Annotated in this window: 25 protein-coding genes and 1 riboswitch; of the genes, 11 read left to right on the top strand and 14 right to left on the bottom strand. The window is 57.8% G+C overall.

Annotated features, from left to right (window positions below):
- Nucleotides 1-49: 49 nt before the first annotated feature.
- The 3 genes from KP699_RS03160 to KP699_RS03170 all read right to left on the bottom strand — a co-directional run bounded on the left by KP699_RS03160 (nt 50) and on the right by KP699_RS03170 (nt 3,013).
- Nucleotides 50-736, bottom strand: a complete 687-nt coding sequence (locus tag KP699_RS03160; protein WP_215761604.1) for a phosphoadenylyl-sulfate reductase — start codon at nt 734-736, stop codon at nt 50-52.
- A gap of 975 nt (nt 737-1,711) precedes the next feature.
- Nucleotides 1,712-1,993, bottom strand: a complete 282-nt coding sequence (locus tag KP699_RS03165) for a DUF333 domain-containing protein (RefSeq protein WP_077929978.1) — start codon at nt 1,991-1,993, stop codon at nt 1,712-1,714.
- Between the two features lie 96 nt (nt 1,994-2,089).
- The gene (locus tag KP699_RS03170) at nt 2,090-3,013 is read right to left on the bottom strand and encodes a LysR family transcriptional regulator (protein WP_215761605.1); all 924 of its coding nucleotides are present in this window, start codon (nt 3,011-3,013) and stop codon (nt 2,090-2,092) included.
- A gap of 146 nt (nt 3,014-3,159) precedes the next feature.
- On the opposite strand from KP699_RS03170, the gene KP699_RS03175 reads away from it, so the two are divergent.
- The 6 genes from KP699_RS03175 to KP699_RS03200 all read left to right on the top strand — a co-directional run bounded on the left by KP699_RS03175 (nt 3,160) and on the right by KP699_RS03200 (nt 8,308).
- Nucleotides 3,160-3,933, top strand: coding sequence for an SDR family oxidoreductase (locus tag KP699_RS03175; RefSeq protein WP_215761606.1), 774 nt, complete (start codon nt 3,160-3,162; stop codon nt 3,931-3,933).
- 91 nt (nt 3,934-4,024) lie between these two features.
- Nucleotides 4,025-4,141, top strand: a riboswitch (SAM-I-IV-variant riboswitch).
- A gap of 53 nt (nt 4,142-4,194) precedes the next feature.
- Nucleotides 4,195-5,235 (top strand): low specificity L-threonine aldolase, encoded by a 1,041-nt coding sequence (locus tag KP699_RS03180; RefSeq protein ID WP_215761607.1) that lies wholly within the window; start codon nt 4,195-4,197, stop codon nt 5,233-5,235.
- Nucleotides 5,236-5,367: 132 nt separating this feature from the next.
- Nucleotides 5,368-6,369, top strand: a complete 1,002-nt coding sequence (gene bioB, locus KP699_RS03185; RefSeq protein WP_215761608.1) for a biotin synthase BioB — start codon at nt 5,368-5,370, stop codon at nt 6,367-6,369.
- Nucleotides 6,370-6,414: 45 nt separating this feature from the next.
- Nucleotides 6,415-7,059 carry a 7-carboxy-7-deazaguanine synthase gene (gene queE / locus KP699_RS03190; RefSeq protein WP_215761609.1) on the top strand — a complete coding sequence of 215 codons (645 nt, stop codon included), beginning with the start codon at nt 6,415-6,417 and terminating at the stop codon, nt 7,057-7,059.
- 3 nt (nt 7,060-7,062) lie between these two features.
- A complete protein-coding gene (queC, locus tag KP699_RS03195) occupies nt 7,063-7,791 on the top strand; it encodes a 7-cyano-7-deazaguanine synthase QueC (RefSeq protein ID WP_215761610.1) in 729 nt (242 codons plus the stop codon).
- On the top strand, nt 7,784-8,308 hold the full coding sequence (locus KP699_RS03200; protein ID WP_212353826.1) for a 6-carboxytetrahydropterin synthase: 525 nt from the start codon (nt 7,784-7,786) through the stop codon (nt 8,306-8,308). Before queC ends, KP699_RS03200 begins: the two co-directional genes overlap by 8 nt.
- Nucleotides 8,309-8,401: 93 nt before the next feature.
- Here the strand turns inward: KP699_RS03200 and KP699_RS03205 are convergent, their stop codons facing one another.
- Entirely contained in the window at nt 8,402-9,901 is a 1,500-nt protein-coding gene (locus KP699_RS03205) for a malate:quinone oxidoreductase (RefSeq protein WP_244285134.1), read from the bottom strand.
- A 259-nt stretch (nt 9,902-10,160) separates the two neighbouring features.
- Here KP699_RS03205 and KP699_RS03210 point away from each other — a divergent pair, with 259 nt between their 5' ends.
- Nucleotides 10,161-10,592, top strand: a complete 432-nt coding sequence (locus KP699_RS03210) for an OsmC family protein (protein WP_215761611.1) — start codon at nt 10,161-10,163, stop codon at nt 10,590-10,592.
- A 3-nt stretch (nt 10,593-10,595) separates the two neighbouring features.
- Here the strand turns inward: KP699_RS03210 and aroC are convergent, their stop codons facing one another.
- Nucleotides 10,596-11,666 carry a chorismate synthase gene (gene aroC, locus KP699_RS03215; RefSeq protein ID WP_215761612.1) on the bottom strand — a complete coding sequence of 357 codons (1,071 nt, stop codon included), beginning with the start codon at nt 11,664-11,666 and terminating at the stop codon, nt 10,596-10,598.
- A gap of 9 nt (nt 11,667-11,675) precedes the next feature.
- Nucleotides 11,676-12,515 carry an enoyl-ACP reductase FabI gene (gene fabI / locus KP699_RS03220; protein ID WP_215761613.1) on the bottom strand — a complete coding sequence of 280 codons (840 nt, stop codon included), beginning with the start codon at nt 12,513-12,515 and terminating at the stop codon, nt 11,676-11,678.
- A 168-nt stretch (nt 12,516-12,683) separates the two neighbouring features.
- Here fabI and pdxH point away from each other — a divergent pair, with 168 nt between their 5' ends.
- Both pdxH and KP699_RS03230 read left to right on the top strand, forming a co-directional pair.
- Entirely contained in the window at nt 12,684-13,319 is a 636-nt protein-coding gene (gene pdxH / locus KP699_RS03225) for a pyridoxamine 5'-phosphate oxidase (protein WP_215761614.1), read from the top strand.
- Between the two features lie 63 nt (nt 13,320-13,382).
- Nucleotides 13,383-14,261, top strand: a complete 879-nt coding sequence (locus KP699_RS03230) for a universal stress protein (RefSeq protein ID WP_215761615.1) — start codon at nt 13,383-13,385, stop codon at nt 14,259-14,261.
- A 123-nt stretch (nt 14,262-14,384) separates the two neighbouring features.
- On the opposite strand, the gene KP699_RS03235 is transcribed toward KP699_RS03230, so the two are convergent.
- Genes KP699_RS03235 through KP699_RS03270 form a run of 8 tightly spaced genes read right to left on the bottom strand, consistent with a single transcriptional unit; the run spans nt 14,385 to nt 22,248 of the window.
- Nucleotides 14,385-15,191: an MBL fold metallo-hydrolase gene (locus KP699_RS03235; RefSeq protein WP_212353531.1), complete on the bottom strand. Its 807-nt coding sequence runs from the start codon at nt 15,189-15,191 to the stop codon at nt 14,385-14,387.
- Nucleotides 15,192-15,208: 17 nt separating this feature from the next.
- Nucleotides 15,209-15,997 carry a TatD family hydrolase gene (locus tag KP699_RS03240; protein ID WP_215761616.1) on the bottom strand — a complete coding sequence of 263 codons (789 nt, stop codon included), beginning with the start codon at nt 15,995-15,997 and terminating at the stop codon, nt 15,209-15,211.
- A gap of 11 nt (nt 15,998-16,008) precedes the next feature.
- Nucleotides 16,009-17,550: a methionine--tRNA ligase gene (metG, locus tag KP699_RS03245; protein WP_215761617.1), complete on the bottom strand. Its 1,542-nt coding sequence runs from the start codon at nt 17,548-17,550 to the stop codon at nt 16,009-16,011.
- The gene (locus KP699_RS03250) at nt 17,547-18,494 is read right to left on the bottom strand and encodes a DNA polymerase III subunit delta' (RefSeq protein WP_215761618.1); all 948 of its coding nucleotides are present in this window, start codon (nt 18,492-18,494) and stop codon (nt 17,547-17,549) included. The genes metG and KP699_RS03250 overlap by 4 nt, the downstream gene beginning before the upstream one ends.
- 3 nt (nt 18,495-18,497) lie before the next feature.
- Entirely contained in the window at nt 18,498-19,136 is a 639-nt protein-coding gene (tmk, locus tag KP699_RS03255) for a dTMP kinase (RefSeq protein WP_215761619.1), read from the bottom strand.
- A 3-nt stretch (nt 19,137-19,139) separates the two neighbouring features.
- Nucleotides 19,140-20,363 carry a D-alanyl-D-alanine carboxypeptidase family protein gene (locus KP699_RS03260; RefSeq protein ID WP_215761620.1) on the bottom strand — a complete coding sequence of 408 codons (1,224 nt, stop codon included), beginning with the start codon at nt 20,361-20,363 and terminating at the stop codon, nt 19,140-19,142.
- Between the two features lie 8 nt (nt 20,364-20,371).
- Entirely contained in the window at nt 20,372-21,250 is an 879-nt protein-coding gene (locus KP699_RS03265) for a septal ring lytic transglycosylase RlpA family protein (RefSeq protein ID WP_215761621.1), read from the bottom strand.
- On the bottom strand, nt 21,247-22,248 hold the full coding sequence (locus tag KP699_RS03270; protein ID WP_215761622.1) for a lytic transglycosylase domain-containing protein: 1,002 nt from the start codon (nt 22,246-22,248) through the stop codon (nt 21,247-21,249). Before KP699_RS03270 ends, KP699_RS03265 begins: the two co-directional genes overlap by 4 nt.
- Nucleotides 22,249-22,464: 216 nt before the next feature.
- Here KP699_RS03270 and KP699_RS03275 point away from each other — a divergent pair, with 216 nt between their 5' ends.
- Complete coding sequence (locus tag KP699_RS03275) at nt 22,465-23,040, top strand: DedA family protein (RefSeq protein ID WP_035373296.1); 576 nt, start codon at nt 22,465-22,467, stop codon at nt 23,038-23,040.
- Nucleotides 23,037-24,152, top strand: a complete 1,116-nt coding sequence (locus KP699_RS03280) for an ATP-grasp domain-containing protein (RefSeq protein ID WP_215761623.1) — start codon at nt 23,037-23,039, stop codon at nt 24,150-24,152. The genes KP699_RS03275 and KP699_RS03280 overlap by 4 nt, the downstream gene beginning before the upstream one ends.
- Nucleotides 24,153-24,172 lie beyond the last annotated feature (20 nt).

Here is a 24,172-nt window from a genome sequence, read left to right on the forward strand (position 1 = left end):
TTGTCTGGTCAAACCTGTTCTGAGAAAAAGAAGGAAAAGGCCCTGAACATCAGGAGGCCGTGTGTATGCCGCATTCTGTCTTGGCCAGCCCGGCCCAGCGTCCGGCGCGCGGGTCCGCAGTCTGGCCAGCCGGGCGCGTGCAGGGAGCACAGCCAATAGAGAGGTAGCCTTCTGCCACAAGCGGGTGCGGGGGCAGGCCACGGCGCGCCATTTCCCGCGTAATGTCTTCTGCCTGCCACAGCGCCAGAGGGTTCAGGCGAAGCTGGCCGTCGGGTTTTTCCTCCACAACCGGCAAAGCCGCACGTGTAGAAGCCTGAGAGCGTTTGCGCCCGGTCACCAGAGCCTCATAGGGCAGAGTTGCTGCATCCAGCGGCTCGACTTTGCGCAGACGGCAACACGCGTCCGGATCAAACGCCCATAACTCGCCTGTCGGATCACGCTCCTGCACCTCATGCGCCTCCGGATGGATATCAATCACGTTCCGCAACCCAAGAAAGCGTGCCAGTTCAGCCCGGTACGCCAGCGTTTCGGGGAAATGTTTCCCGGTTTCCAGAAACAGCACCGGCATCTCCGGATCAGCTTCCGCCACAAACGCCAGCAGAAGAGCGGATTCCGCACCGAAAGACGACATAACGCCCACCTTGTTGCCAAGCTGGGCAGATGCCGCTCTGAGAAGTTTGACAGGGTCCTGAGCCTGAGAGTGCAACAGTGCCAGAACTGACCGGCCGACTGACATTCTGGAATTCCAATAACAACTACATGAAATAGTATTTATCAGATATTGCACCTAAACCCATAACCATTCAAGGTCATTCTCCACAGAAGAATTTCGTATTTTGCAGGGAAGCTATTCCACACACACACATGGGCTTTGTAGCCGGAAAGCAGACGTATGTCTTTCAGCCCGGCGTTATTTGTCATTTTTGAAACAGAAATGGCCATCAGATGCGACGGAACGGCGCTGTAACTTAAATATTGTCCGGTAATTTATGCGCACCACATCGGGAGAGGCACGTCAGGCCAGAAGGTGCGTGAAAAACACAAAAAAGTGCCAGACGTAAATTTTCGTCACAGGCCCGGAGAGAGGGCCTCGGCGTCTCTCAGACTATTCATCGCAAAAAACGCCAGAAAGCACTCTCCGGACCTCTGGGAGCATCTGAGATGCATTTGAGGCTCGCCTTGTGAAAATCTTTCCAAAACAAATCATTATGTCAGTCACATCGCCCAAATGAGCATGTGAAGCGTAGTCAGAGACAGGTCATAACCAGTGGAGCAACACGATTCACGTAGCGCACAGCTCCCAAAACCGAACAGCCTCCCAATTCAGCCGCCAATCTCATTTAGTTGGCATAATATATCTTATGCAATCTTTATATCTGCAAGTCACACGGCTGAAACCTCACTGGCTCCGTGCCTCTAATCAGAACCTTCACCACCCTCAAATATCGCCGTGCCAGTCTCTAAAAACTCCTCCTTCATCCAAACAAGCTTTCTGGTCAGTTCTGTTCAACCCGAGATCTGAAGCTCCACCCGACCAAACCACATTGGCAAGACCGTGAAAGCCACCAGTAGCCAGAAATATACAAGCGCACCCTGCCGAGACATCTTCTGTCAGACACTCGCCCAGAAGCCGCCGCCCGCTCTTCATTATCCGCCTTTACAGCAGACCATTCAGAACCGCGCGGCGGTCTTCCCCTCGCGGCTCTCGTGCTTATTTTGCCGGACGCGGATTATCCCGGCGGAACAGATCCCATTCATCCATCACCGTGCCATCCGGCAGATGGCAGTAGCCAACCTGCCCTTTAGCGGCGTCATGCTGCATGCTCAGTGTGCCACCTTTTTTGGTGCAGTAGAGCGCTGCCGGATTAGGAATACGCAGCGGACGAACGCTGTTGCGGCTCTGGTCCTGCGTCTGATGCTCACAGCCTGCCAGCAGGCCAATGGTACAGACTGCCAGAGCGGCTTGAGTCAGACGGGAAAATTGAAAGGCCATAAGACTGGTTCCTGTTTGATTATGCGGGATATTCTTCAATACGGAGCTGGATTTGTCACGCCCCGAGCCAGCACAGACTGGCCTTTCCCGTATTTTTTATGCAGGCTTCCCTGCCCTCGTTTGCTGAAGGCAAGGTTCCAGTAATGCGCACAACCAGTCCGCAAAGACCTGTAACCGATGAGAGAAATGCCTGCGATGCTGATAAAGCAGCGTCATCGGCATAGGCTCTGCCTGCCAGTCTGGCAGAACCTCCACCAGATCTCCCGCCTGCAGAGGCTTCTGAACGTCATAAGCCGGGACCTGAATCAGCCCCAGCCCAGCCAGACAACAGGCAATCAGGGCCTCAGCACTGTTTACTGTCACCCGTCCGGCCATTGCCTGCGTGCAGAGCCGGCCGTTCTCCATCCATTCCCACTCTTCCACCCGCCCGCTGAACGCAGAGGCGTAACCCACCGCCAGATGCTGTGACAGGTCATGGGGTGTGGCCGGAACACCGTAACGCGCCAGATAAGAAGGACTGGCGACGTTCATTAAAGTCAGTTCTCCGACTTTCCTGCCAATCAGGCCGGAATCCTGCAACGGGCCGATACGCAGCACGCAATCAATCCCGTCTTCCACCAGATTAACAGGCCTGTCAGTCACCCCCAGTTCGATATCAATTTCAGGATAGCGTTCCAGAAAGTCTGGCAAGGCGGGTGCCACAATCAGCCGCCCGATACGCCCCGGCATATCGACCCGCAAGATACCGCGTGGAGCGGCTTTATCGCGCCGGAACAGCCCCTCCGCTTCCTCAACGTCAGACACCAGCCGGAGGCAGACATCATAAAAAGCCCTGCCGTCTGCCGTGGTGGTAACTGTACGCGTGGTGCGGGACAACAGCCGTGCCCCTACCCGGCTTTCCAACGCCTGAATCGCCGTGGAAACGGAAGACCGGGGCATGTTGAGCGTGTCCGCAGCTCTTGAAAAACTGCCAGAGTCCACAACACGCAGAAAAATACGAAACAGATCAATCCGGTCCACGAAACCCTCGGGTCATACGCCTTATTGTTCGTATTATACGACAAGTGTTGTATAAAGAGACTAATTTATTAAGGAAACCGAGATGATACTTTTTGCTACATGAAAGTCCGCATCCCGCGGTTCTTTCAACGGAAGGACAAACGGATATGGCAGACCATACACTTAAAGGAAAAACCGTTCTGATCACGGGGGGCGCCAAAAACCTTGGCGGCCTGATTGCCCGCGATCTGGCAGCCCACGGCGTGAAGGCTGTGGCCATTCATTACAACAGTGACGCCAGCGCCCCCGATGCGGAAAAAACTCTGGCAGACCTCAAAGCCGCCGGCGTGCAGGCTGTCGCCCTGCAGGCCGACCTGACAACCGCCGCTGCCAACAGCAAACTGTTTGCTGACACCATTACCGCCATCGGCAAACCTGACATCGCCATCAATACCGTCGGTAAAGTGCTGAAAAAACCGATTGCCGAGACGTCAGAAGCTGAATTTGATGAGATGTTCGCCATCAATTCCAAAGCCGCCTATTTCTTTATTAAGGAGGCCGGACTGCATCTGAATGATAACGGTAAGATCGTAACGCTCGTGACATCCCTCCTCGGTGCCTACACGCCGTTCTATTCCACTTATGCAGGCGCCAAAGCACCGGTTGAACATTTTACACGCGCGGCCTCCAAGGAGTTTGGTGCCCGCGGGATTTCAGTCAACGCTATTGGTCCGGGTCCGATGGACACACCGTTTTTCTACGGTCAGGAAGCACCTGAGGCCGTGGCCTATCATAAATCCGCAGCAGCCCTGTCCGCCTTTAGCAAAACAGGCCTGACAGACATTGAGGATATTGCACCCTTCGTCCGTTTTCTGGTCTCGGAAGGCTGGTGGATGACGGGCCAGACCATTCTGGTCAATGGTGGCTATACCACAAAATAACGTGGACTTTCAGGAAAGGAGCCTCCGTGGCCCTTTCCTTCCATACTCAACAAACTGTTGCGTTTTTTTATCGACTATTTATGAGTAGCGTCAGAAGCATCAAGAGTCAGGCCGACGCCTGACACCAACCTGCATCCGTGCAAGGTGGTGCCTTCCCTGTTTTGCAGGAAGGGATGTGGCCAGAAGACCGGCAATAACGGACCCATGCCACGCGCGTCGTCGCTTTGTCTTTTGATCTCAACCGTTTTGAAGAGATCAAACATGACACAGATTACCCAACAGTTTGCCAGCGATAACTATGCCGGAATCTGCCCGGAAGCACTTGCTGCCATGCAGGATGCCAATCAGGGCTATGTCCCCGCCTATGGTGAAGACCTCTGGACCACCAGAGCCGCCGACGCCTTCCGCACCCTGTTTGAAAAAGACTGTGATGTTTTTTTTGCCTTTAACGGCACGGCAGCCAACGCGCTGGCTCTGGCCTCTCTCTGTCAGTCCTATAACAGTGTGATCTGCTCCGCTCTCGCGCATGTTGAGACGGATGAGTGTGGCGCGCCGGAGTTTTTTTCCAACGGCTCCAAGCTGCTGACTGCCCCCACACAGGGAGGCAAGCTGACGCCGGAGGCTATCCGCACACTGGCAACGGGACGGACGGATATTCACTTCCCCAAACCGCGTGCAGTCACCATTACCCAGCCCACGGAAACCGGGCAGGTTTATACACTGGCGGAAATTCAGGCCATTTCAGCCGTCTGCCGGGATCTGGGCCTGCGCCTGCACATGGATGGCGCCCGTTTTGCCAATGCCTGTGCGGCTCTCGGCTGCTCCCCTGCTGAAATGACATGGCAATCCGGCGTGGACGTACTGTGTTTTGGCGGCACCAAAAACGGCATGGCCGTTGGGGAAGCAATTCTCTTTTTTGACCGCGCACTGGCGGACGGCTTTGACTACCGTTGTAAACAGGCCGGACAACTGGCTTCCAAAATGCGCTTTCTGACCGCACCGTGGGTTGGCATACTGGAAAGCGGCGCATGGCTGCGCAACGGTCAGGCCGCCAACACGGCAGCAGCCCATCTTGCCAGACAAATTGAACCTCTTGAAGGGCTGGACCTGATGTTTCCGGCAGAAGCCAACGCCGTCTTTCTGAAGGCCCCGGCATCCTTACTGGACGGCCTGCGGGACAAAGGCTGGCGCTTTTATACATTTATCGGAGGGGGCGCACGGTTCATGTTTGCATGGGATGCGGACCTTACGCAGGTCGATGCGTTAGCGGCAGATATTAAAAGTCTGCACGCAGCCCTTTAACGGTCAGTCCTTTTTGTTATGACCCGAAATGAAATTTCAATCGGCCAGTCCCTGCCCTTCGCAAGGCTGGCCTTGCCGCTGCAAACCGGATATGTTCAGTCCACTTTTCACTTAAAATCTGGTTCCTAACGCATGCCTGACGGTTCTTCTCCTGTAACGCGTTCCTCCTCAGCCTCCCTGCCCGAAATCCGTCATGACTGGACGGTACCGGAAATTCAGGCTCTGCTGGACCTCCCGTTTCCGGAGCTGATGTTCCGCGCTCAGGCCACGCACCGGGCGCATTTCGACCCTACGGAAATGCAGATTTCCACCCTGCTTTCCATCAAGACAGGCGGCTGCCCCGAAGACTGCGCCTACTGCCCGCAAAGCGCCCTGCACGAAAAAAGTGTGAAGGCCGAACGCCTGATGGCCGTGGATGCTGTGCTGTCGGAAGCCCGCAAGGCGAAAGACGCCGGAGCCAGCCGCTTCTGCATGGGGGCCGCCTGGCGCTCCCCCAAGGATCATGATCTGGAAACCGTCTGCGCCATGATTGAGGGCGTCAAGGGGCTGGGACTGGAAACCTGCGTGACGCTGGGGATGCTTGATGCCGGACAGGCTGGCAGACTGCGGGACGCCGGGCTGGACTACTACAACCATAATCTGGATACCTCTCCGGAATATTATGGCGACATCATCACCACCCGCACCTATCAGGACCGGCTGGATACGCTGTCCAACGTGCGCGATGCGGGCATCAATGTCTGCTGCGGCGGCATTGTCGGCATGGGTGAAAACGAGACCGACCGCGCAGGGCTGATTGCCGCTCTCGCCTCCCTGCCCGCGCACCCGGAAAGCGTTCCGATCAACCTGCTGGTCCGCGTTAAAGGCACCCCGCTGGGCGAGTCTGAGGCCGTTGACCCACTGGATTTTGTCCGCATGATTGCCGCAGCACGCATCACCATGCCCAAAAGCCGGGTGCGTCTGGCTGCGGGCCGGGAGGATATGAGTGATGAAACACAGACCCTGTGCTTCCTTGCTGGTGCCAATTCCATTTTCTATGGCGAACGCCTGCTGACCACGCCCAACCCTCAGGCTTCGCGGGATCGCAAGCTTCTGGACAAGCTGGGTATGCATACCACCGGCATTTCCGTTTAAAATGTTTCTTGCATTCCTTGCCTGATCTGCGTCAGGAGCTGTCGCATGTCTTATATGGTCAAGGAAATGTTCCTCACCTTACAGGGTGAGGGCGGACAGGCCGGGCGACCGGCCGTGTTCTGTCGTTTTGCGGGATGCAACCTGTGGTCTGGCCGGGAAGCCGACCGCGCTGAAGCCATCTGCCAGTTCTGTGATACTGATTTTATCGGTACGGATGGAGAGGGCGGCGGCAAGTTTGAAACGGCTGAAAAACTTGCTGAGACAATCGCCAGCTTCTGGCCCGAGAGCGGCAACGCCATGACCCTGCCGGGACTGGTGGTTTTTACTGGCGGTGAGCCCCTGCTCCAGCTTGATGCGCCCCTGATCAAAGCCATGCATGCCCGCAATTTTTCCATCGCCGTGGAAAGCAACGGGACACTGACCGCTCCGGAGGGCCTGGACTGGCTGTGCATCAGCCCCAAAGCGGGCGCACCGCTGGAACAAAAAAGCGGGACTGAACTCAAGCTGGTCTATCCGCAGATTGGGCTGGACCCGGCCACGCTGGAAGAGCTCGATTTTCAATATTTCTGGCTGCAACCTATGGACGGCCCCAACCAGCAGGAAAACACGCAGGCCGCCATCCGCTACTGTCTGGCCCACCCTAAATGGGGCCTTTCTTTACAGACCCACAAGCTGACCGGTATCCCCTGACCCATGTCTACTCCCTTACGCGCCGCTGATGAAGCTGCTCTGGTCCTGTTCTCCGGCGGGCAGGATTCCGCCACCTGTCTGGCATGGGCTCTTGCCCGGTTTGGCCGGGTGGAAACACTGGGCTTTGATTACGGGCAGCGGCATGCTGTGGAACTGGAATGCCGCGAGACGTTGCGGGAAGGCCTGCGGGCGCAAAACCCGCTCTGGAAAGAGCGGCTGGGCATGGACCATACGCTCGCACTTGGGGCGCTAGGCGATATTTCTGAAACAGCCCTGACCCGCAATGCTGAAATTGCCATGGAAAAAGACGGGCTCCCGAATACCTTCGTACCGGGCCGCAACATCATTTTTCTGACTTTTGCCGCAGCCCTCGCCGCGCGCCGTGGCATCCGCCATATTGTGACCGGGGTGTGTGAGACGGATTATTCCGGCTATCCTGACTGCCGGGACGATACCATCAAGGCTGTGCAGGTGGCTCTCAACCTTGGTATGGACTCACGCTACGTTCTGCACACCCCCCTCATGTGGATTGATAAAGCCGAAACATGGGCACTGGCCGAAGAACTGGGCGGAGCAGCGCTTGTTTCCCTGATCAATCAGGAAAGCCACACCTGCTATCTGGGAGACCGGCAAAGCCTGCATCCGTGGGGACATGGCTGTGGGCAATGCCCGGCCTGTGACCTGCGCCGTGCAGGGTGGGACGAGTATGTCGCGAGCAAAACCCATGCCTGATCTGGTTTTTACCCGTCGCTTTTCCATGGGCCACCGGCTGATCCACGGCGCCAGTGAATCCTGCGCCCTGCCCCACGGGCATAATGAGTTTGTGACCGTACGCCTCACACCCACGCATCCCGCGCGGCTGGATGGCAGAGGGAATATGCCGGTCTCTTTTCAGCGGGCTAAAAGCACGTGGCATCGTTTTGTTGATGAAAAGCTGGATCACGCCCTGCAACTGGCGGAAGATGACCCGCTTCTGGCGTGGTTTCAGGCAAACGAGCCCGCACGGGCGCAGCGTATTGTCATCACCCCCGGTGACCCGACAACAGAACTGATGGTCTGCCTAATGATGGCAAAGCTCAACGCTTTCCTGAAGGCGGATGGAGATGTTCTCCGCTGCACAGAAGTTTCCTTGCAGGAAACACCCACCAACACAGTCAGCTTCAGCGGTAATCCGGAAGAGATGATCCCGGCCGGCCGTTCACCTGAATCCTGCTGGTGGAACCGTGCGGATATGTCGATTTCTGATTAAAAACCGCTTGCTCTGTCTGTACAGAGCCTTTCTACCGCCGCTTTACTGCCCGCCCCTCTTTTATCGGGGCAGGCAATAAGACTGCGTGAGCGTTCAGACTTCTTCCAGTTGCAGAACCTTGGTGGTTTTATCCCGCAATTCGGCACAGAGGTCAGGATTATTTGCCAGAGTCTGCCCGTAGGACGGGATCATCGCTTTCAGCTTGGCATCCCACTCAGGGAGTTTCTCCGCAAAACATTTCTTCAGCACTGTCAGCATGATCGGCGCGGCAGTCGAAGCCCCCGGAGACGCCCCCAGCAGAGCGGCAACAGACCCATCCGCGCTGGAAATAACTTCCGTCCCGAACTGGAGAACGCCGCCTTTTTCCGCGTCTTCCTTAATAATCTGCACGCGCTGTCCGGCCACAACCAGTTCCCAGTCCTTGGAACGCGCGGTGGGAACAAAATCCCGCAGCGCGCTCATTCGTTCACTGCTGGACTGCATAACCTGCTGGATCAGATATTTGGTCAGCGGCCAGTTATCCCGCGCGACTGACAGAATGGCTTTGATATTATCAGGACGGATGGAACGGGGCAGATCCATCAGAGAGCCATATTTGAGGAAACGGGTGGAAAACCCTGCATACGGCCCAAACAGCAGCGCTGGCTTGCCGTCAATCATACGGGTATCCAGATGCGGCACAGACATGGGCGGCGCACCGACGGAAGCCTTGCCATAAACCTTTGCATGGTGCTGCGCCACAATCTCCGGATTGGTGCAGCGCAGGAACTGCCCACTGACAGGAAACCCGCCCACCCCTTTTGCTTCCGGGATGCCCGTTTTCTGGAGGAGAGAAAGCGCGCCCCCACCGGCCCCGATAAACACAAAACGGGCGCTGACGGTGCGCTGCGTGTTCAGGCGCAAATCCTGCACCAGCACCTGCCACCGCCCATCCGGGCCGCGTTTAATGTTCAGCACATCATGCTGCGTATGAAGGGTGCATCCGGCTGTTTCCGTCAGATAGCTGAACAGCAGGCGGGTCAGAGCGCCATAATTCACATCCGTGCCGTTCAGGCTGCGTGTTACGGCCAGCGGCTGCCCCGGCGGCCGCGCCTGCATGACAAGCGGCATCCACTGCGCCATCTGGGCCGGATCTTCAGAATATTCCATACCCGCAAAAAGCGGATGGGCATTCAGCGCCTCATGCCGTTTCCGCAGGAAGGCAACATTCGCTTCCCCCCACACAAAACTCATATGCGGGACAGGCGTAATAAAATCACGCGGCGAGGCAATCACTTTGCTCTCAACCAGATGGGACCAGAACTGGCGGGAAATCTGGAAGGCCTCATTCACCGCCACAGCTTTGCTGATATCCACGCTGCCATCAGCTTTCTGGGGCGTATAATTCAGCTCGCACAGGGCAGAGTGGCCGGTGCCTGCATTATTCCACGCATCCGAGCTTTCTTCCGCCACGTTGTCCAGGCGCTCGAAAATGCTGATACGCCAGTCCGGCTGTAACTGCCGGAGAAACACCCCAAGTGTGGCGCTCATCACGCCTCCACCAATCAGGACGACATCAACGGATGAGGAAGGATCGGTCGTGGTGGAACTCATCATGGTCTCCGCATTATAAGCCCGTTTCTTCCCATGGAAGCTGGAGACAGGCACAGTCTTCCCGCTTGCCGTGGTTCCTGCTCCGGCGCAAGAGCAGGCTTAAAGTAACCCGGTATGGTTATACGCTTATCCTATGCCACATTTTCTGCCCGCAGCAGTTCTCATCTCTGCGAGAGCGGAGCAGCATTGCATGAACCTAGCAGCCAGACGCGCGTTTGGTGGGGCAGGCTTACGGTGAAAACAAAAAGGATGACACGCTATGGCGATTAAAAAATCCGGTTCCGCCCACTGGGAAGGTTCTATCAAGGAAGGGCATGGCACCGTTTCTACGGAAAGCAATGCCCTGAAAAGTCAGCCTTATGGTTTTAATACGCGCTTTGAAGATAAGCCCGGCACGAACCCCGAAGAGCTTCTCGGTGCGGCACACGCAGCCTGTTTTTCCATGGCGCTTTCCCTGATTCTGGGAGAAGCCGGGCTGACGGCAAAATCCATCGACACCAAGGCCGTTGTCAGCCTGACCAAAGCGGCTGATGGGTTTGAAATTGATGCCGTCGCCCTCACCCTTAAAGCAGACGTGCCGGGTACGACAAACGAGCAGTTTCAGGCTCTGGCCAATAAGGCCAAAACGGGCTGCCCGGTCTCCAAACTGTTCAAGGCGACCATTACGCTGGACGCCACGCTGGCTGGCTAAAAATCAGCCAACCTGCCCGCGATGCCGCAAAAGATGGTCTGCCAGCACGCAGGCCATCATGGCTTCTCCAACCGGCACAGCACGAATCCCGACACAGGGGTCATGCCGCCCTTTGGTGATCACATCTTTATTCTGACCATCCCGCGTAACAGACGGCACAGGCGCCAGCATGGAGCTGGTCGGCTTGACTGCAAACCGCGCCACAACTGGCTGACCACTGGAAATGCCACCCAGAATACCGCCAGCATGGTTCGCGCCAAACGCTATCTGCCCATCCTGCATGGAGAGTGCGTCTGCATTTTCAAACCCGGTCAGGGCGGCAGAGGCAAACCCGTCACCAATTTCCACGCCCTTGACGGCGTTAATGCTCATCAGCGCGGCCGCCAGATCTGAATCCAGCTTGCCATAGACAGGCGCGCCCAGACCGGGGGGAACGCCCTCCGCCACAACTTCAATTACGGCCCCGATGGACAGTCCGGCTTTCCGGATACCCGCCAGATACTCTTCCCACTCCGGCACACAGGCCGCATCCGGGCAGAAGAACGGGTTGCGCGTCACTTCGTCCCAGTCCCAGCGGGAGCGGTCAATTTTGTGCGGCCCAAGCTGAACCAGCGCGCCACGAATACGCACATCCGGCCCCAGAACCTGCCGGGCCACGGCTCCGGCAGCCACCCGGCACGCGGTTTCACGCGCGGAAGAACGGCCCCCTCCGCGATAGTCGCGAATGCCGTATTTCAGATCATAGGTCAGATCTGCATGGCCGGGGCGATAGGTCTGGGCAATATCCCCATAATCACGCGACCGCTGATCGGTATTTTCTATCAGCAGAGAAATCGGGGTGCCTGTTGTCTGGCCTTCAAACACGCCAGAGAGGATGCGCACGGCATCCGGCTCCTTGCGCTGAGTGGTAAAGGCCGACTGCCCGGGCCGCCGCTGGTCCAGAAACGGCTGAATATCGGCTTCTGTCAGAGGCAGGCGGGGCGGGCAGCCATCCACGACACAGCCAATGGCCGGTCCATGACTCTCCCCCCATGTAGTGACGCGGAAAAGATGGCCAAAGCTGTTGTAGGACACGCTAAATCCTCAGTCGCCTGATACGGAGATATCCGGAGCCGTGGGGTTTTTCATCCCCACAATATTATAACCGCAATCAACGTGATGAATTTCACCCGTTACGCCGGAAGAAAGGTCAGACAGCATATACAGCCCTGCCCCGCCAACTTCTTCCAGACCCACATTGCGTTCCAGCGGCGCGTTATACTGGTTCCATTTCAGAATATAACGGAAGTCGCCAATCCCGCTGGCAGCCAGCGTCTTGATGGGACCTGCGGAAATACCGTTTACACGGATCCCGTCACGTCCCAGATCAGCCGCCATGTAACGGACAGAGGCTTCCAGCGCGGCTTTGGCAACACCCATTACGTTGTAATGCGGCATGACACGCTCAGCGCCCAGATAGCTCAGCGTCAGCAGAGAGCCGCCGTCCTTCATCAGAGCTGACGCGCGCTGCGCAACGGCGGTAAAGGAATAGCAGGAAATATCCAGAGCCGTCAGAAAAGCCTCACGGGGGGTATCAACATACCGACCGCGCAGAAACTGCTTATCGGCCCAGCCAATGGCATGGACCACAAAGTCCAGCTTGCCCCATTCACGCTCCAGTGTGGCGAACAGTTCATCCAGAGCCGCCTCATCCGTCACATCACAGGGCAGAACCAGAGAGGCCCCGATGCTTTCGGCCAGCGGCTTGACGCGCTTGCCAAGGGCTTCACCCTGATAGGTGAAAGCCATCTCGCCACCCTGTGCGGCTACAGCCTGCGCAATCCCCCATGCAATGGAGCGATCATTGGCAACACCCATTATCAGACCTTTTTTGCCCTGCATCAATGTGCCCTGGGCGGGCAATGTGGTGTTGTGAGAAGACATGCTGTGACCTCGACCTGTCTGTTGACTGTACTCTGAAACTTGTAGCGGTTGGTCGCATACCACAGCCTGCTAAACAAGACCTAAGCGCCTGCTAACGCTTCAAACCATTCATGCCTTTCGATACAAAGCGTGAAGAGCAGGTTTTTTTGATGCTGAAAGAAACAGGGTATGACTGACTCCACCATCTCCACGCCCCCGGCTCCAACGCCCACACTGATTGACCTTGCGGCCGATCCGTTCACCCTGTTTTCCGCATGGATGCAGGAGGCCGAAAAAACCGAGCCCTCAGACCCCAACGCCATGGTGGTTGCAACCAGCACCCCGGATGGCCACCCCTCGGCCCGTATTGTGCTGCTGAAGGGCATGGATCGGCGGGGTTTTGTTTTCTACACCAATCAGGACAGCCGCAAGGGGCATGAACTGGCAGAAAACCAGCATGTTGCCCTGCTGTTCCACTGGAAGAGCCTGCGCCGGCAGATCCGCATTGAAGGAACTGTCACGCCCGTTACGCCGGAAGAAGCCGATGCGTATTTTGCGAGTCGGAGCCGGATTTCCCGTATGGGGGCCGTGGCATCCGACCAGTCCCGCCCGCTGGCAGACCGCGCCATTTTTGAGCAGCGCCTGAAGGATGTGGAAGCCCGGTATGAAGGGCAGGATCTGATCCCGCGTCCCGCCAACTGGTCTGGCTACCGGGTTGAGCCATCCTGTTTTGAGTTCTGGCAGGAAAGACCCTACCGCCTGCATGATCGTGCGACATGGACGCGTGAAGGAAACCACTGGAATGTCACGCGTTTATATCCATAACTCTTACGGAACAGATCATCCGCACGGCCTGTCCGATTCCTGTAGAGACGGAGAACAAAAACAATGAAAGACGTCCGTAAAATCCTGCTTCCTATGGTCAGCACCTCCAATGGGGAGGCTGCGCTGATCCGTGGCTATAATTTCGCCCGCCGTTTTGGCGCGCATCTGGCCGTGCTGCATGTCCGCCCGGACGGGCGGGACATTGCTCCGCTGGCAGGCGAAGGCTTGTCCGGTGCCATGGTGGAAGATCTCATGCGCACGGCGGAGCATGAAAGCTCCCGCCATGCGCATGAGGTCCGTGCACTGTTTGAACGCTTTGTTGCCGCACACCCGGATATTGAGGTGATCTCACCTCATTCCACCTTTCCGTGGGACAAGCCGAGCATCAGCTTCAATGTTATCAATGGTGCGGAAAGTGAGATTGTTCCCTCGCACGCACGCCTTTCGGATTTCACTCTGGTCCCTCACCCGGATTCAGGCGCTGAGGTTTCCTCTTCCGAAACACTGCATGCGGTGCTTTTTGACAGTGGACGCCCTGTGGTGATCGCCCCGCGCACGCCGCCCAAAGGCATGATCAAGCGTGTCTGTATCGGGTGGAATGGCACGGCAGAATCGTCATCCGCCCTGCGTGGCGCTCTGGCATGGGCCCACACGGCAGAAGCCGTACGCGTTCTGCATTGCGGGGACTATCAGCGCCGTGGCCCCAAGGCGCGGGATGTGATCGACTATCTGTCCTTCCACGGGATCAAAGCCGACTCTGTAGAATTTCCGCCGGTAGACCGTGATGTTGGCAAAGGGCTCCTCGCCGCCTGCCATGACTTCAATGCCGATATGCTGGCCATGGGCGCTTATTCTCACTCCCGCCTGCGACAGCTCATTCTGGGTGGGGTCACCCGCTATATTCTGGAACATGCAGACCTGACGGTGCTGATGAGCCGTTAAAGCCCGGCTGTCTGATCCTTTACACTTTCAGACAAAAAGAAACCCCGGCGTGCTCACGCATTCCGGGGTTTCACATGCCCAATGATACGGCTTATCTGGAAGGACGACGGCCCAGTGATGGCGTTACGCTTTTTCAGGGTCAGGCAGGGTAAAGCTTAGTCCGTCGTAAGCAGCTTCCACGCCTGCTGGCAGAGTGTTCCGCATCCACGCCCAGTCCATGTCCGGCCCCAGATGCGTCAGAATGAGGCGGCGTGGCTGAACGCGCTCCTTCCACTCCAGCACCCTCTCCAGCCAGGCATGGGCGCTATGGGGTTCTTTCTGGAAGCAATCGACAATCCAGGTATCGACCCCAGCCAGCACATCAAACGATGCTTCCGGCAGTTCCACAGTATCCGTGCTATAGGCAAAATCCCCGCACCGCAGCCCGCCGGAAGGAATGCGCCCGTGATTCTGCTCAAACAGGGAAATTTTATAGCCACTCATTACAACGTCGCCGTGTAACGGCACTGGCTGCGCCTCAACTACCGCCCGGAAAAAATGAGGCGCGGTGGTCCATGGCTGAAAAACGTAGTTGAAACGCGTCTGGACTTCTTCCAGCACGGAAGGCGTGGCGTAGGCCGTAATGGGCTGCCCGATTGTGCGGTTAATGCCCCGCACTTCATCCAGACCAGCAATATGGTCCGCATGGGCGTGCGTGAAGAATATGGATCTGAAGGCGCTGATTCCGTTCGCCAGAAGCTGGGCACGAATATCAGGACCGGTATCGACCAGAATCCCTTCCCCATCGTCCATCCGGATAAAAACTGACGCACGGGTGCGGATATTCCGGGGCTCGTTCGGGTCACACTGCCCCCAGATACCGCGGCCATCTTCGCCGCCCAGCATTGGCACACCAGCAGACCCGCCACACCCCAGAATTGTAACCTTCATGCGGTCGCCTTCCCTCTTCAGGCCGCCTTGCGGAAGAGCCGGAAAAAATTATCGGTCGTCATCTGCGTAAACGCGGCGAGATCCTGCCCGCGTTCCTGCGCAAGACAGGCGGCCGTATAGGCCACATAAGCGGGCTGGTTCCTCTTTCCACGGCGCGGCACCGGAGCCAGAAACGGGGAATCGGTTTCAACCAGAAGACGGTCAGCGGGCAGATCCCGCGCGACGTCACGGAACTCGCCACATTTAGGGAATGTCGCAATACCGGAGAAACTGACAGACCCGCCGAGATCCACCACACACCGGGCCAGATCAACGCTGGACGCAAAGCAGTGCAGCAAAATGGGGAATGCCCCCTTTTCTGCCTCATCCCGCAAAATCTGCGCCACATCCTCATCCGCCTGCCGGGCGTGGATGATAATGGGAATATTCAGAGCGCGGGCTGCACCAATATGGTTGCGGAAACTCTCATGCTGGAGCGGCCTGACCTCTTCTGCCCCGTGAAAATAATCCAGACCGCTCTCACCAATACCCACCACGTTCGGGGCATCTGCAATCGCGACAATCTCTTCCACTGAGGGCACCGGGCCTTCTTCAACATGGTCAGGATGCGTGCCAAGCGTGCACCAGATTTTCACGTCTGGCGTGCTGAAGCCCGTCAGACGCTTCTGTTCATCCGCACGAGCCAGCCGCGTCCCGATCGTCACCATCCCGCTGATGCCGGCCTCTCGGGCCGCCGCCAGCAATCCGGGCAGTTCTTCGTCCGCAAAGTGGTCCAGATGACAGTGGGAATCGATCAGTCCAGTCATACTCGTCTCATTCACGCCGGATCAGCGGCTTCAACATAGCGCGGGAAAATCCCCTGCGGCGCGGGGAGCACGCGGCCTCCCGGAAGCGGTGTTTCCAGAGCAGCAAACGTACGCTCCTCTTCCGTCACCCCAAGCTGGGTCAGCATCCGGTCCATGCTCTGCGGCATGTAGGGCTGGAGCATGGTAGCAATGCCGCGCAGAGCATCGACCAGAACACGCAGCACATCGTTCATCCGTTCCGGGTCAGTCTTTTTGAGCGCCCAGGGAGCCTGATGGTCGATATAGGCATTGCAGGCGCGGATCACTTTCCACACATCTTCCAGCGCATCGGTCAGCGCACACCGGTCGAGCTGGCTGCCCATCAGCTCAGGCAACACCGCCACATGGTTAAGAAGCTGCGTATCTTCTTCCGTCAGCGTGCGCCGCTCTGGCAGCACACCACCACAATTGCGGGCCACCAGAGACAGAGTGCGCTGCGCCAGATTACCCAGATCGTTCGCCAGCTCAACATTATTCCGCACAATCAGAGACTTGCGAGACAGATCGCTATCCCCGCCAAACGGGACTTCCCGCAATAGGAAGAATCGCACGGTGTCCAGACCGAATTCCTGCACAAGATCACGCGGGTCCACCACATTGCCCAGAGATTTGCTCATCTTCTGGCCTTCAACAGTCCACCAGCCGTTTGCAAAAATCTTTTTAGGCAGCTCAATCCCGGCAGCCATCAGGAACGCGGGCCAGTAAATAGCGTGGAAGCGCGCAATATCTTTACCCACCAGATGCTGGCTGGCAGGCCAGAAGCGCGCACGCGGCGCTGCGGCATCCGGGTAGTCTAGCGCGCTGAGATAGTTCGCCAGCGCATCAAACCAGACATACATCACATGCGCCTCATCCCCCGGCACCGGGATACCCCAGTTAAAGCTGGTGCGGCTGATGGACAGGTCCCGCAGCCCCTGCTTCACGAAGCTGATAATCTCGCGCTTCATCCCGTGTGGGCCAAGGAAGTCCGGGTTGGCCTCATAATGTGCCAGCAGGCGGTCCTGAAACGCGGAGAGGCGGAAGAAGTAAGACGGCTCCTTCACCCATTCCACCGGAGCGCCGGTCGGCGCGACCTTCTGGCCATCCGGCCCTTCAATCAGTTCATCTTCACCATAGAAACATTCATCGCGCAGCGCGTACCAGCCTTCATACGCGCCGAGATAAATGGCGTCATTTTCCGCCACTTTCTGCCAGAGCGCCTGTGCGCCTTTAATGTGGCGTGGCTCCGTTGTGCGGATAAAATCATCGTAGGAAATCGCCATGGCGTCCGCCATGCTGCGGAAGTCATCAGACACCTTGTCCGCAAAGGCCTTCGGCACCACACCGGCAGCCTGCGCGGCCTGCTCCACTTTCTGACCATGCTCATCTGTGCCTGTCAGGAAAAACACATCATCTCCGGCCAGACGATGGAACCGCGCCAGCACGTCCGCCGCAATGGAGGTATAAGCGTGGCCAATGTGCGGCGCGCCGTTCACATAATAAATCGGGGTGGTGACGTAGAAAGGGCGGGTCATGCAATACTCGCAATAGTCATGGCTTCGAGAAGTGTTTCCTGTTTATCGAGATTGAAGCGTTCCGTCTCGCCCTGAAGACGCATGATGGCTTCCCATGCGTCTGCCAGAGCAACACAGGCGGCATGGCCCTGCCGGGCAGCAGAGCGGGCCCGCTCCTGAAGAAAGTCAGATAATAGGCTGAAAAATAAGTTAAACCCATCATCTTTACGGAGAACAATCTCGGCAATTTCGTAGCCCCGGCTGGCGGAAAGACCGTTCAGGGTTTCTTCCACCAGACTGGCAATCTGACCGTTCTTATCCGCAAGAAACGCCGCAGCACGCCCCGGCGCACCATGGGCGGCCGCCTGCACCCGGCTGATTTCCTCGGCGGACGCATCAGGCTGAATGCGTCTGAGCACAGCCATCATGTCCGTAGGAGCCAGTGGTTCCAGTTCCAGCCTGCGGCACCGGCTGCGGATGGTTGGCAGCAGACGCCCCGGTGCGGAACATGTCAGCAGCAAAACAGCTGCAGGAGGAGGTTCTTCCAGAATTTTTAGCAAAGCGTTGGCGGCACTTCGGTTAAGCCACTCAGCACCATCCACAATCACGACGCGCCAGCCGCCTTCCGCTGCCGTACGACGCAAAAAGGCATTGATGGGCCGCACCTCGTCCGCGACAATCTCACCCCGATAACGCTGCTTTTTTTCATCAAAACTGCGGCTGACAACCAGAAGGTCAGCATGGGTCGCCGCCGAAATCCGGCGTCCTGCCGGACTTTCCGCCTCTTCTCCCCCCAGAATCATCCGGGCCAGACGGAATGCAAACGTCGCCTTGCCGATGCCCGGTGGTCCGGTGATCAGCCAGGCATGGGGAAGGCGTCCGCCTTCAAAAATCTTACGAAATGCCTGAAGAGGCGCCTCATGCCCTTGCAAATGCAGGGAGGCCTGACGCGGGTCACCCTCCACGGGTCAGGCCCGCGCGAGGTGAGAAAGAATATCTTTCACAATCAGGCTATTAATCTCTTCTGCTGACTGTTCGTCGGTCTGCAACCTGCGAACGCGCCCGGTATTCTGGCGGGCAATTTCACGGAACCCGGCGGATACCCGCGCATGAAACGCCTCATCAGACTGTTCATACCGGTCCACCGGCGCGCCGCGGGTTGCCAGCCGTAGGCGGGCGATATTCCGTGGCGCTTCCAGAAGGAACGTTACGTCCGGGTCCTGCCCTAACTGATTTTGCAGGCGAGCAATCAGATCCAGTACATCCGGCTCTCCTTCCGCGCGCCCATACCCCTGATAGGCCATGGTCGAATCTGTAAACCGGTCACACACTACAATCTGGCCTCTGGCCAGTGCAGGGGTAATCATGTTGTCCAGATGGTCAGCACGGGCAGCAAAATGCGTCAGGATCTCGGCCCGCAGGGAAAGCGGATTTTTGCCAAACAGCAGAAGCTGCCGCAAATCTTCCGCTCCCGGAGAGCCACCCGGCTCCCGCGTCGTCAGAACATCATGCCCGAGAGACGCAAGAGCGGACTGAAGCAGCCGGAGCTGGGTAGACTTCCCAACCCCCTCGCTCCCTTCCAGTGTGACAAACAGACCTTTTGTCATGGCTCAGAGATGCAGACGACGTGCGGCGCGCCCAAAGACACCCAGAGCCGGGACACTCTGCCCGGCCACCACCGGCACCAGAGCCTGCCGTCCACCCGGCAGCAGAACCGTCAGTTGCCCTACAGGCTGGCCCTGCTGGATCGGGGCTGCAATCGGACCCTGATAATCCAGAGACATATGGGTGCCATTCCGCCAGCCATGCGGCAGCATCATCACAAAATCCTGCCCGGCCACCAGCGGCACAGTCTGGTTCACACCCATCCAGACAGGAGCCTGTTCCAGAACATCCCCTTTGGAGACAATCTTCGCGGATTCGAAATTGGCAAAAGCCCAGCCCATCAGGCGTTCGCCTTCACGCGCACGCGCGCCGTCTGACGGCAGGCCGTTGATCGCCATAATCACCCGGCGGCCTTCTCGCTCGGAAGAGGCGCACAGCCCGAACCCACCGGCATCGGTGTGGCCGGTCTTCAGGCCGTCAGCCAGCCCTTTGACCACCAGAGCGTTGCGGTTCGCCTGACGGATCTTGTTGAAGAAGAACTCTTTTTCCGAGAAATAATGATAATATTCCGGGAAATCATGAATCAGCCGCAGAGCCAGATAGGCCACATCGCGGGCCGTCATGTAGTGGTTTTCCGCGGGCCAGCCGGTAGCATTCATAAAGTGGGAGTTGGTCAGACCCAGCTTGCCCGCCATGTCGTTCATCAGGGCGACAAACTGTTCTTCGGACCCGGAAATCCCTTCCGCCAGAACGATACAGGCATCATTCCCGGACTGGATCACCATCCCCTGAATGAGGTCCTGCACCGGAATGCTCTGCCCCAGCGGCACGAACATACGTGACCCCTGCATGCGCCAGGCCCGCTCGCTCACCGGGAGCTGCTGGTCCAGCCGCAGGCGACCTGCCTTGAGCATGCTGAAGGTGACGTAAGCCGTCATCATCTTGGTCAGAGAGGACGGGGGCATCCGTTCATCCGCTGCTTTTTCAAGCAGGGTTGTGCCACTCTTATAGTCAACAATGCAGGCCCAGCGCGCCAGTGTATCCAGCGGGCCAACAGGCGTGGTGGCAGGCGTCTGCGCCACAGCATCAGGCAGAGGAACTGCGCTGCCAGCAGGAGCCGCCGCAGCATGCGGATGCGCTCCCTTTGATTTGCGGGCAAAAGCGGTCAGAGAATAACTACCTGAGAGGAGGGCTGCGCCTCCTGCGAGAAGAAACCGTCGAGTTTGCACGTTCTTTCCTATTCGACGACGATATGAGATCCGGTCAAGCCATCAGCGAGTGCGCGCTTCAGGGCCGCATCCGCGTCGCTTATAGTCGTAAAAGGTCCTTGTCGGACAGCCCACATCTTGCCTTGTGGTGAGAAAGAAGGCCAGACCGAGCCTCCCTCCTGCACAGCAAGCCTTGCGGCTGCGCCACGCGCCGTAAAATCTGCCGTTTCAACCCAGAGTTGCGTCGCCACAGGTTGTCCCTGCCGCCACTGCACCGGGAGGTCCGGCAATTGAACAGGCGTCGGCCCAGTGCCCTGCGCCGCTGAGACTGTGGATTGCTCCGTCGCAGACGAGACTCCCCTGCTCTCAGCCCCCGCCACCGGGCCGGCAAGATCTGTCTGTTTTACAGCTTCCCGCGGGGCTGCGCTGATTTGTAGCATCGGGCCGCCGGGCAGTTGCTCCGCAAGCTGGCGGCTCGTCACTTCATCCTCAATAATCCGTACGCGTGCCGGGCCAGCCCCAACCCCCAGCAGGTCAGCCGCCCTGCGTGACAGCCCCAGAATACGTCCTGTTTCTGCCGGACCACGCTCATTCACCCGGATCGTAATTTCACGCCCGTTTTCCAGATTGATAACTGTCACAACAGCGGGCAGTTGCAGGGTTGGGTGGCTTCCCGTCATGGAGAGCGGATTGCGCACTTCTCCATCCGTTGTCAGCGGCGTACCAGAGTCTGCCTGCCGGACGGCCAACCCCATAGCCTGATAGGAAAAATCTTCTCGCGGATACATCCACGCCGCCCCTGCCTGCCAGGCCGGACCAACGACATAATGCACATCCGGCTTTACTTCAGGTTGCGGTCTGGAACAGGCCGCAACAGTCACACAACAGAAAAGAACGGCTTTTTTCACGCCACGGCACTACCCAACAGACCAACACCAAGAGCATAGAAATCAGACGGATTATACCGCCGGATCACATTGAAGTTGTGGTACACCATATAGGCCTCGCCCCCAACGCCATCGGGGCGGATAATCGCACCACTCAGATCCAGATGCGTAAAGTCACCCCCGCCCTGCGGCCGCACTCCCTGCGTGGCCCAGTAGGACACAGGCCGCACAATGGTCCGGCCGATCTGCCCCTGCTCCAGCGAGTCCGGCATATCTACCGCCTCGCCCCACGGCTGCCCGGCAACCCAGTGGCATTTGGCCAGATAATTGGCAATGGAGGCGAAAACATCCCCTTCATTATTCCAGATATCGCGGCGCCCACCGGCCGGGAAACTGGCCGCATACTGCTCATACGCACTGGGCATAAACTGCGGCTGTCCCATGGCACCCGCATAACTCCCCAGCATCCCTGCCGGCGTAATGTCGCCTTCACCCAGAATTGTCAGTGCCTTGAACAGCTCTGCCCGGAAGAAGGAAGCCCGCCGGCCGTCATAGGCCAGAGTCGCAAGGGCATCGACCACATGGAACGTGCCCATTCGGGTGCCATACGCGGATTCCAGCCCCCAGATCCCGGCGATCACACCGCGATCCACGCCATAAATCTGGCTGACCTTCCCCAGAAGGGCCTCACGCTCACTGACTGCCGCCTGCCCGTCTGAAATCTTTTTATCGGTGATAACGCGCGCTTTGTATTGCGCCCATGTCAGGGTGAATTCCGGCTGATGCCTGTCTGCCTTCAGGACTTTCTGATTGGGTTCTGCCGTCAGCACCAGAGCCTCATCCACCACCGAGGCTGAAAGCCCTTTGCTGATCGCCTCCCGCCGCACACCGGCAAGAAACGCAGCATAGCTCCCCTGCTCCGCACCTGAGACGGCCCGGGCGGCTTTGTTTTTTGCAAAGGCGGGAGTCACCACAGCGGCGGACACAGCCCCGCAAACAAGAAATTGTCTTCTCAGCATTCCGTATCAGCCCTGTTGTTGCTCACATAAACCCGGCGGGACAGGACGTCACTTTATCCTCCCGCATCTGTTCTGTCTCTCAGAGACATCTGTCCGGCAGCGTGACCGCCCCTGCGCTATCGCTTGACATTCCCGCGCGCGGAGACTCCTTTCTCCCCCTTATCCCGTTACGCACCCTGTAACCCTGCACTCCGACCTTATGGACCTCTTTCCTTTATGCCCGGCTCTCTGGATCATTTTCTTGCGCTGACGACGGCTCACCCGCTTGTTCAGGTTCTGATCGTCATCATCGCCACGTTTATTCTTGAAGATGCCGCAACAGTTCTTACCGCCATTCAGGTCAATCTGCACACGCTCGCGCCGGGCACCGCTTTAATCGCGCTTTATGTCGGAATTGTTGCAGGCGATGTAGGCCTGTACGGGCTAGGATATCTTGCTGCGCGCTGGCCACCAGCCCGCAGATGGATTGATACGCCGGAGCGGGATGTGCAACGCCAGTGGCTGACGCAAAAGCTGTTCAAAGTCGTTTTTATCAGCCGTTTTGTGCCCGGCACCCGCCTGCCGCTCTACACGGCCTGCGGGTTCTTCAATGCTGGTTTGCGCACTTTTACGCTAGCCACCATTCTGGCAACCATGATCTGGACATCTGCACTTTTTGCGCTATCGCTGCGCGTTGGTGGGTTTCTGCTGGCCCATCTCGGAGCCTGGCGCTGGGTCGGTATTTTTGGCTTTGTGCTGGTAATCATCATTATGGGTCGCATTGCTGCCCGCATTCAGAAGCAGGGAAAATGACCCAGCTGTCACCATCCTCTCAGCCCCATACGGCCTCCATTCCGTCACCACAGCCCGGGAGCAAGTCTGGCTCTCCGCTCTCCAGCTTTGAATTCTGGCCGGGCTGGGCGTTTTACACGCCGGTTGTGATTTACTGGATCCTGCTGGGTATCCGTTACGGTGACTTCAGCACCCCGACCGCCGCCAATCCGCGCATTGAGACAGGCGGCCTGTGTGGTGAGAGTAAAAGTGGCATTCTGGATATGGCAGGTAGCGTCGCGTCCCGCTGGATCGCGCCCTATACTACGCTCATAACCGGCACGAATGACACACAACGCGCGCTGGAAGCTCTGGCGGAGAAAGGGCTCAGCGTCCCTGTGGTTGTAAAACCGGACGTCGGCTGTAACGGCACCGGCGTTAAGCTGGCCCGCACGGAAGCCGAACTGACAGCCGCTCTGGCGGCCTTCCCGCGACGCATCAAACTGGTTTTACAGCGGCTCATCCCCTACAAGAATGAAGCAGGTCTGTTCTACATTCGGCACCCCGACAGTCCCCGTGGGGAAATTTCCTCCCTCACCTACAAAGATATTCCGATGCTGACGGGCGACGGACACTCCACAGTGCTGGACCTGCTCAAACAGGACCCACGCACCAGCCTGCTACTGCATATTTATACGCCGCGCCTCAAGGCCCGCCTGAACGATGTGCTCGCGGCAGGGGAAACGCTCGACCTTGTTTTTGCGGGCAACCATTGCAAAGGCGCTATTTTCCATAACGGCGCGGCGGACATCACGCCTGCACTGGTGGACCGGCTGGACGAGATCATGCAGGACATTCCCGACTTCCACTTTGGTCGGGTGGATGTGAAATTCGAGTCTGTCGAGGCGTTGCGGCAGGGCGAGAAGTTCGAGATTATCGAAATCAACGGTGTCGGTTCAGAAGCGACCCATATCTGGGATTCCAGCACTACGCTGCGCGAAGCCTATGCAGCCCAGTTTCATCATTACCGGGAAACATTCCGCATTGGCGCGAAGAAGAAAAAAGAAGGCTGGAAGTCCAGCGGCCTGTGGCACGGTGTCCGTCTGTGGCGCCAGCAGAAACGCCTGCTGGCCTCCTACCCGATGAACGATTAAAGGCTGCCTCAGGCAGCCTT

This window comes from Acetobacter sp. P1H12_c (assembly GCF_018811975.1).
Taxonomy (GTDB): domain Bacteria; phylum Pseudomonadota; class Alphaproteobacteria; order Acetobacterales; family Acetobacteraceae; genus Acetobacter; species Acetobacter persici.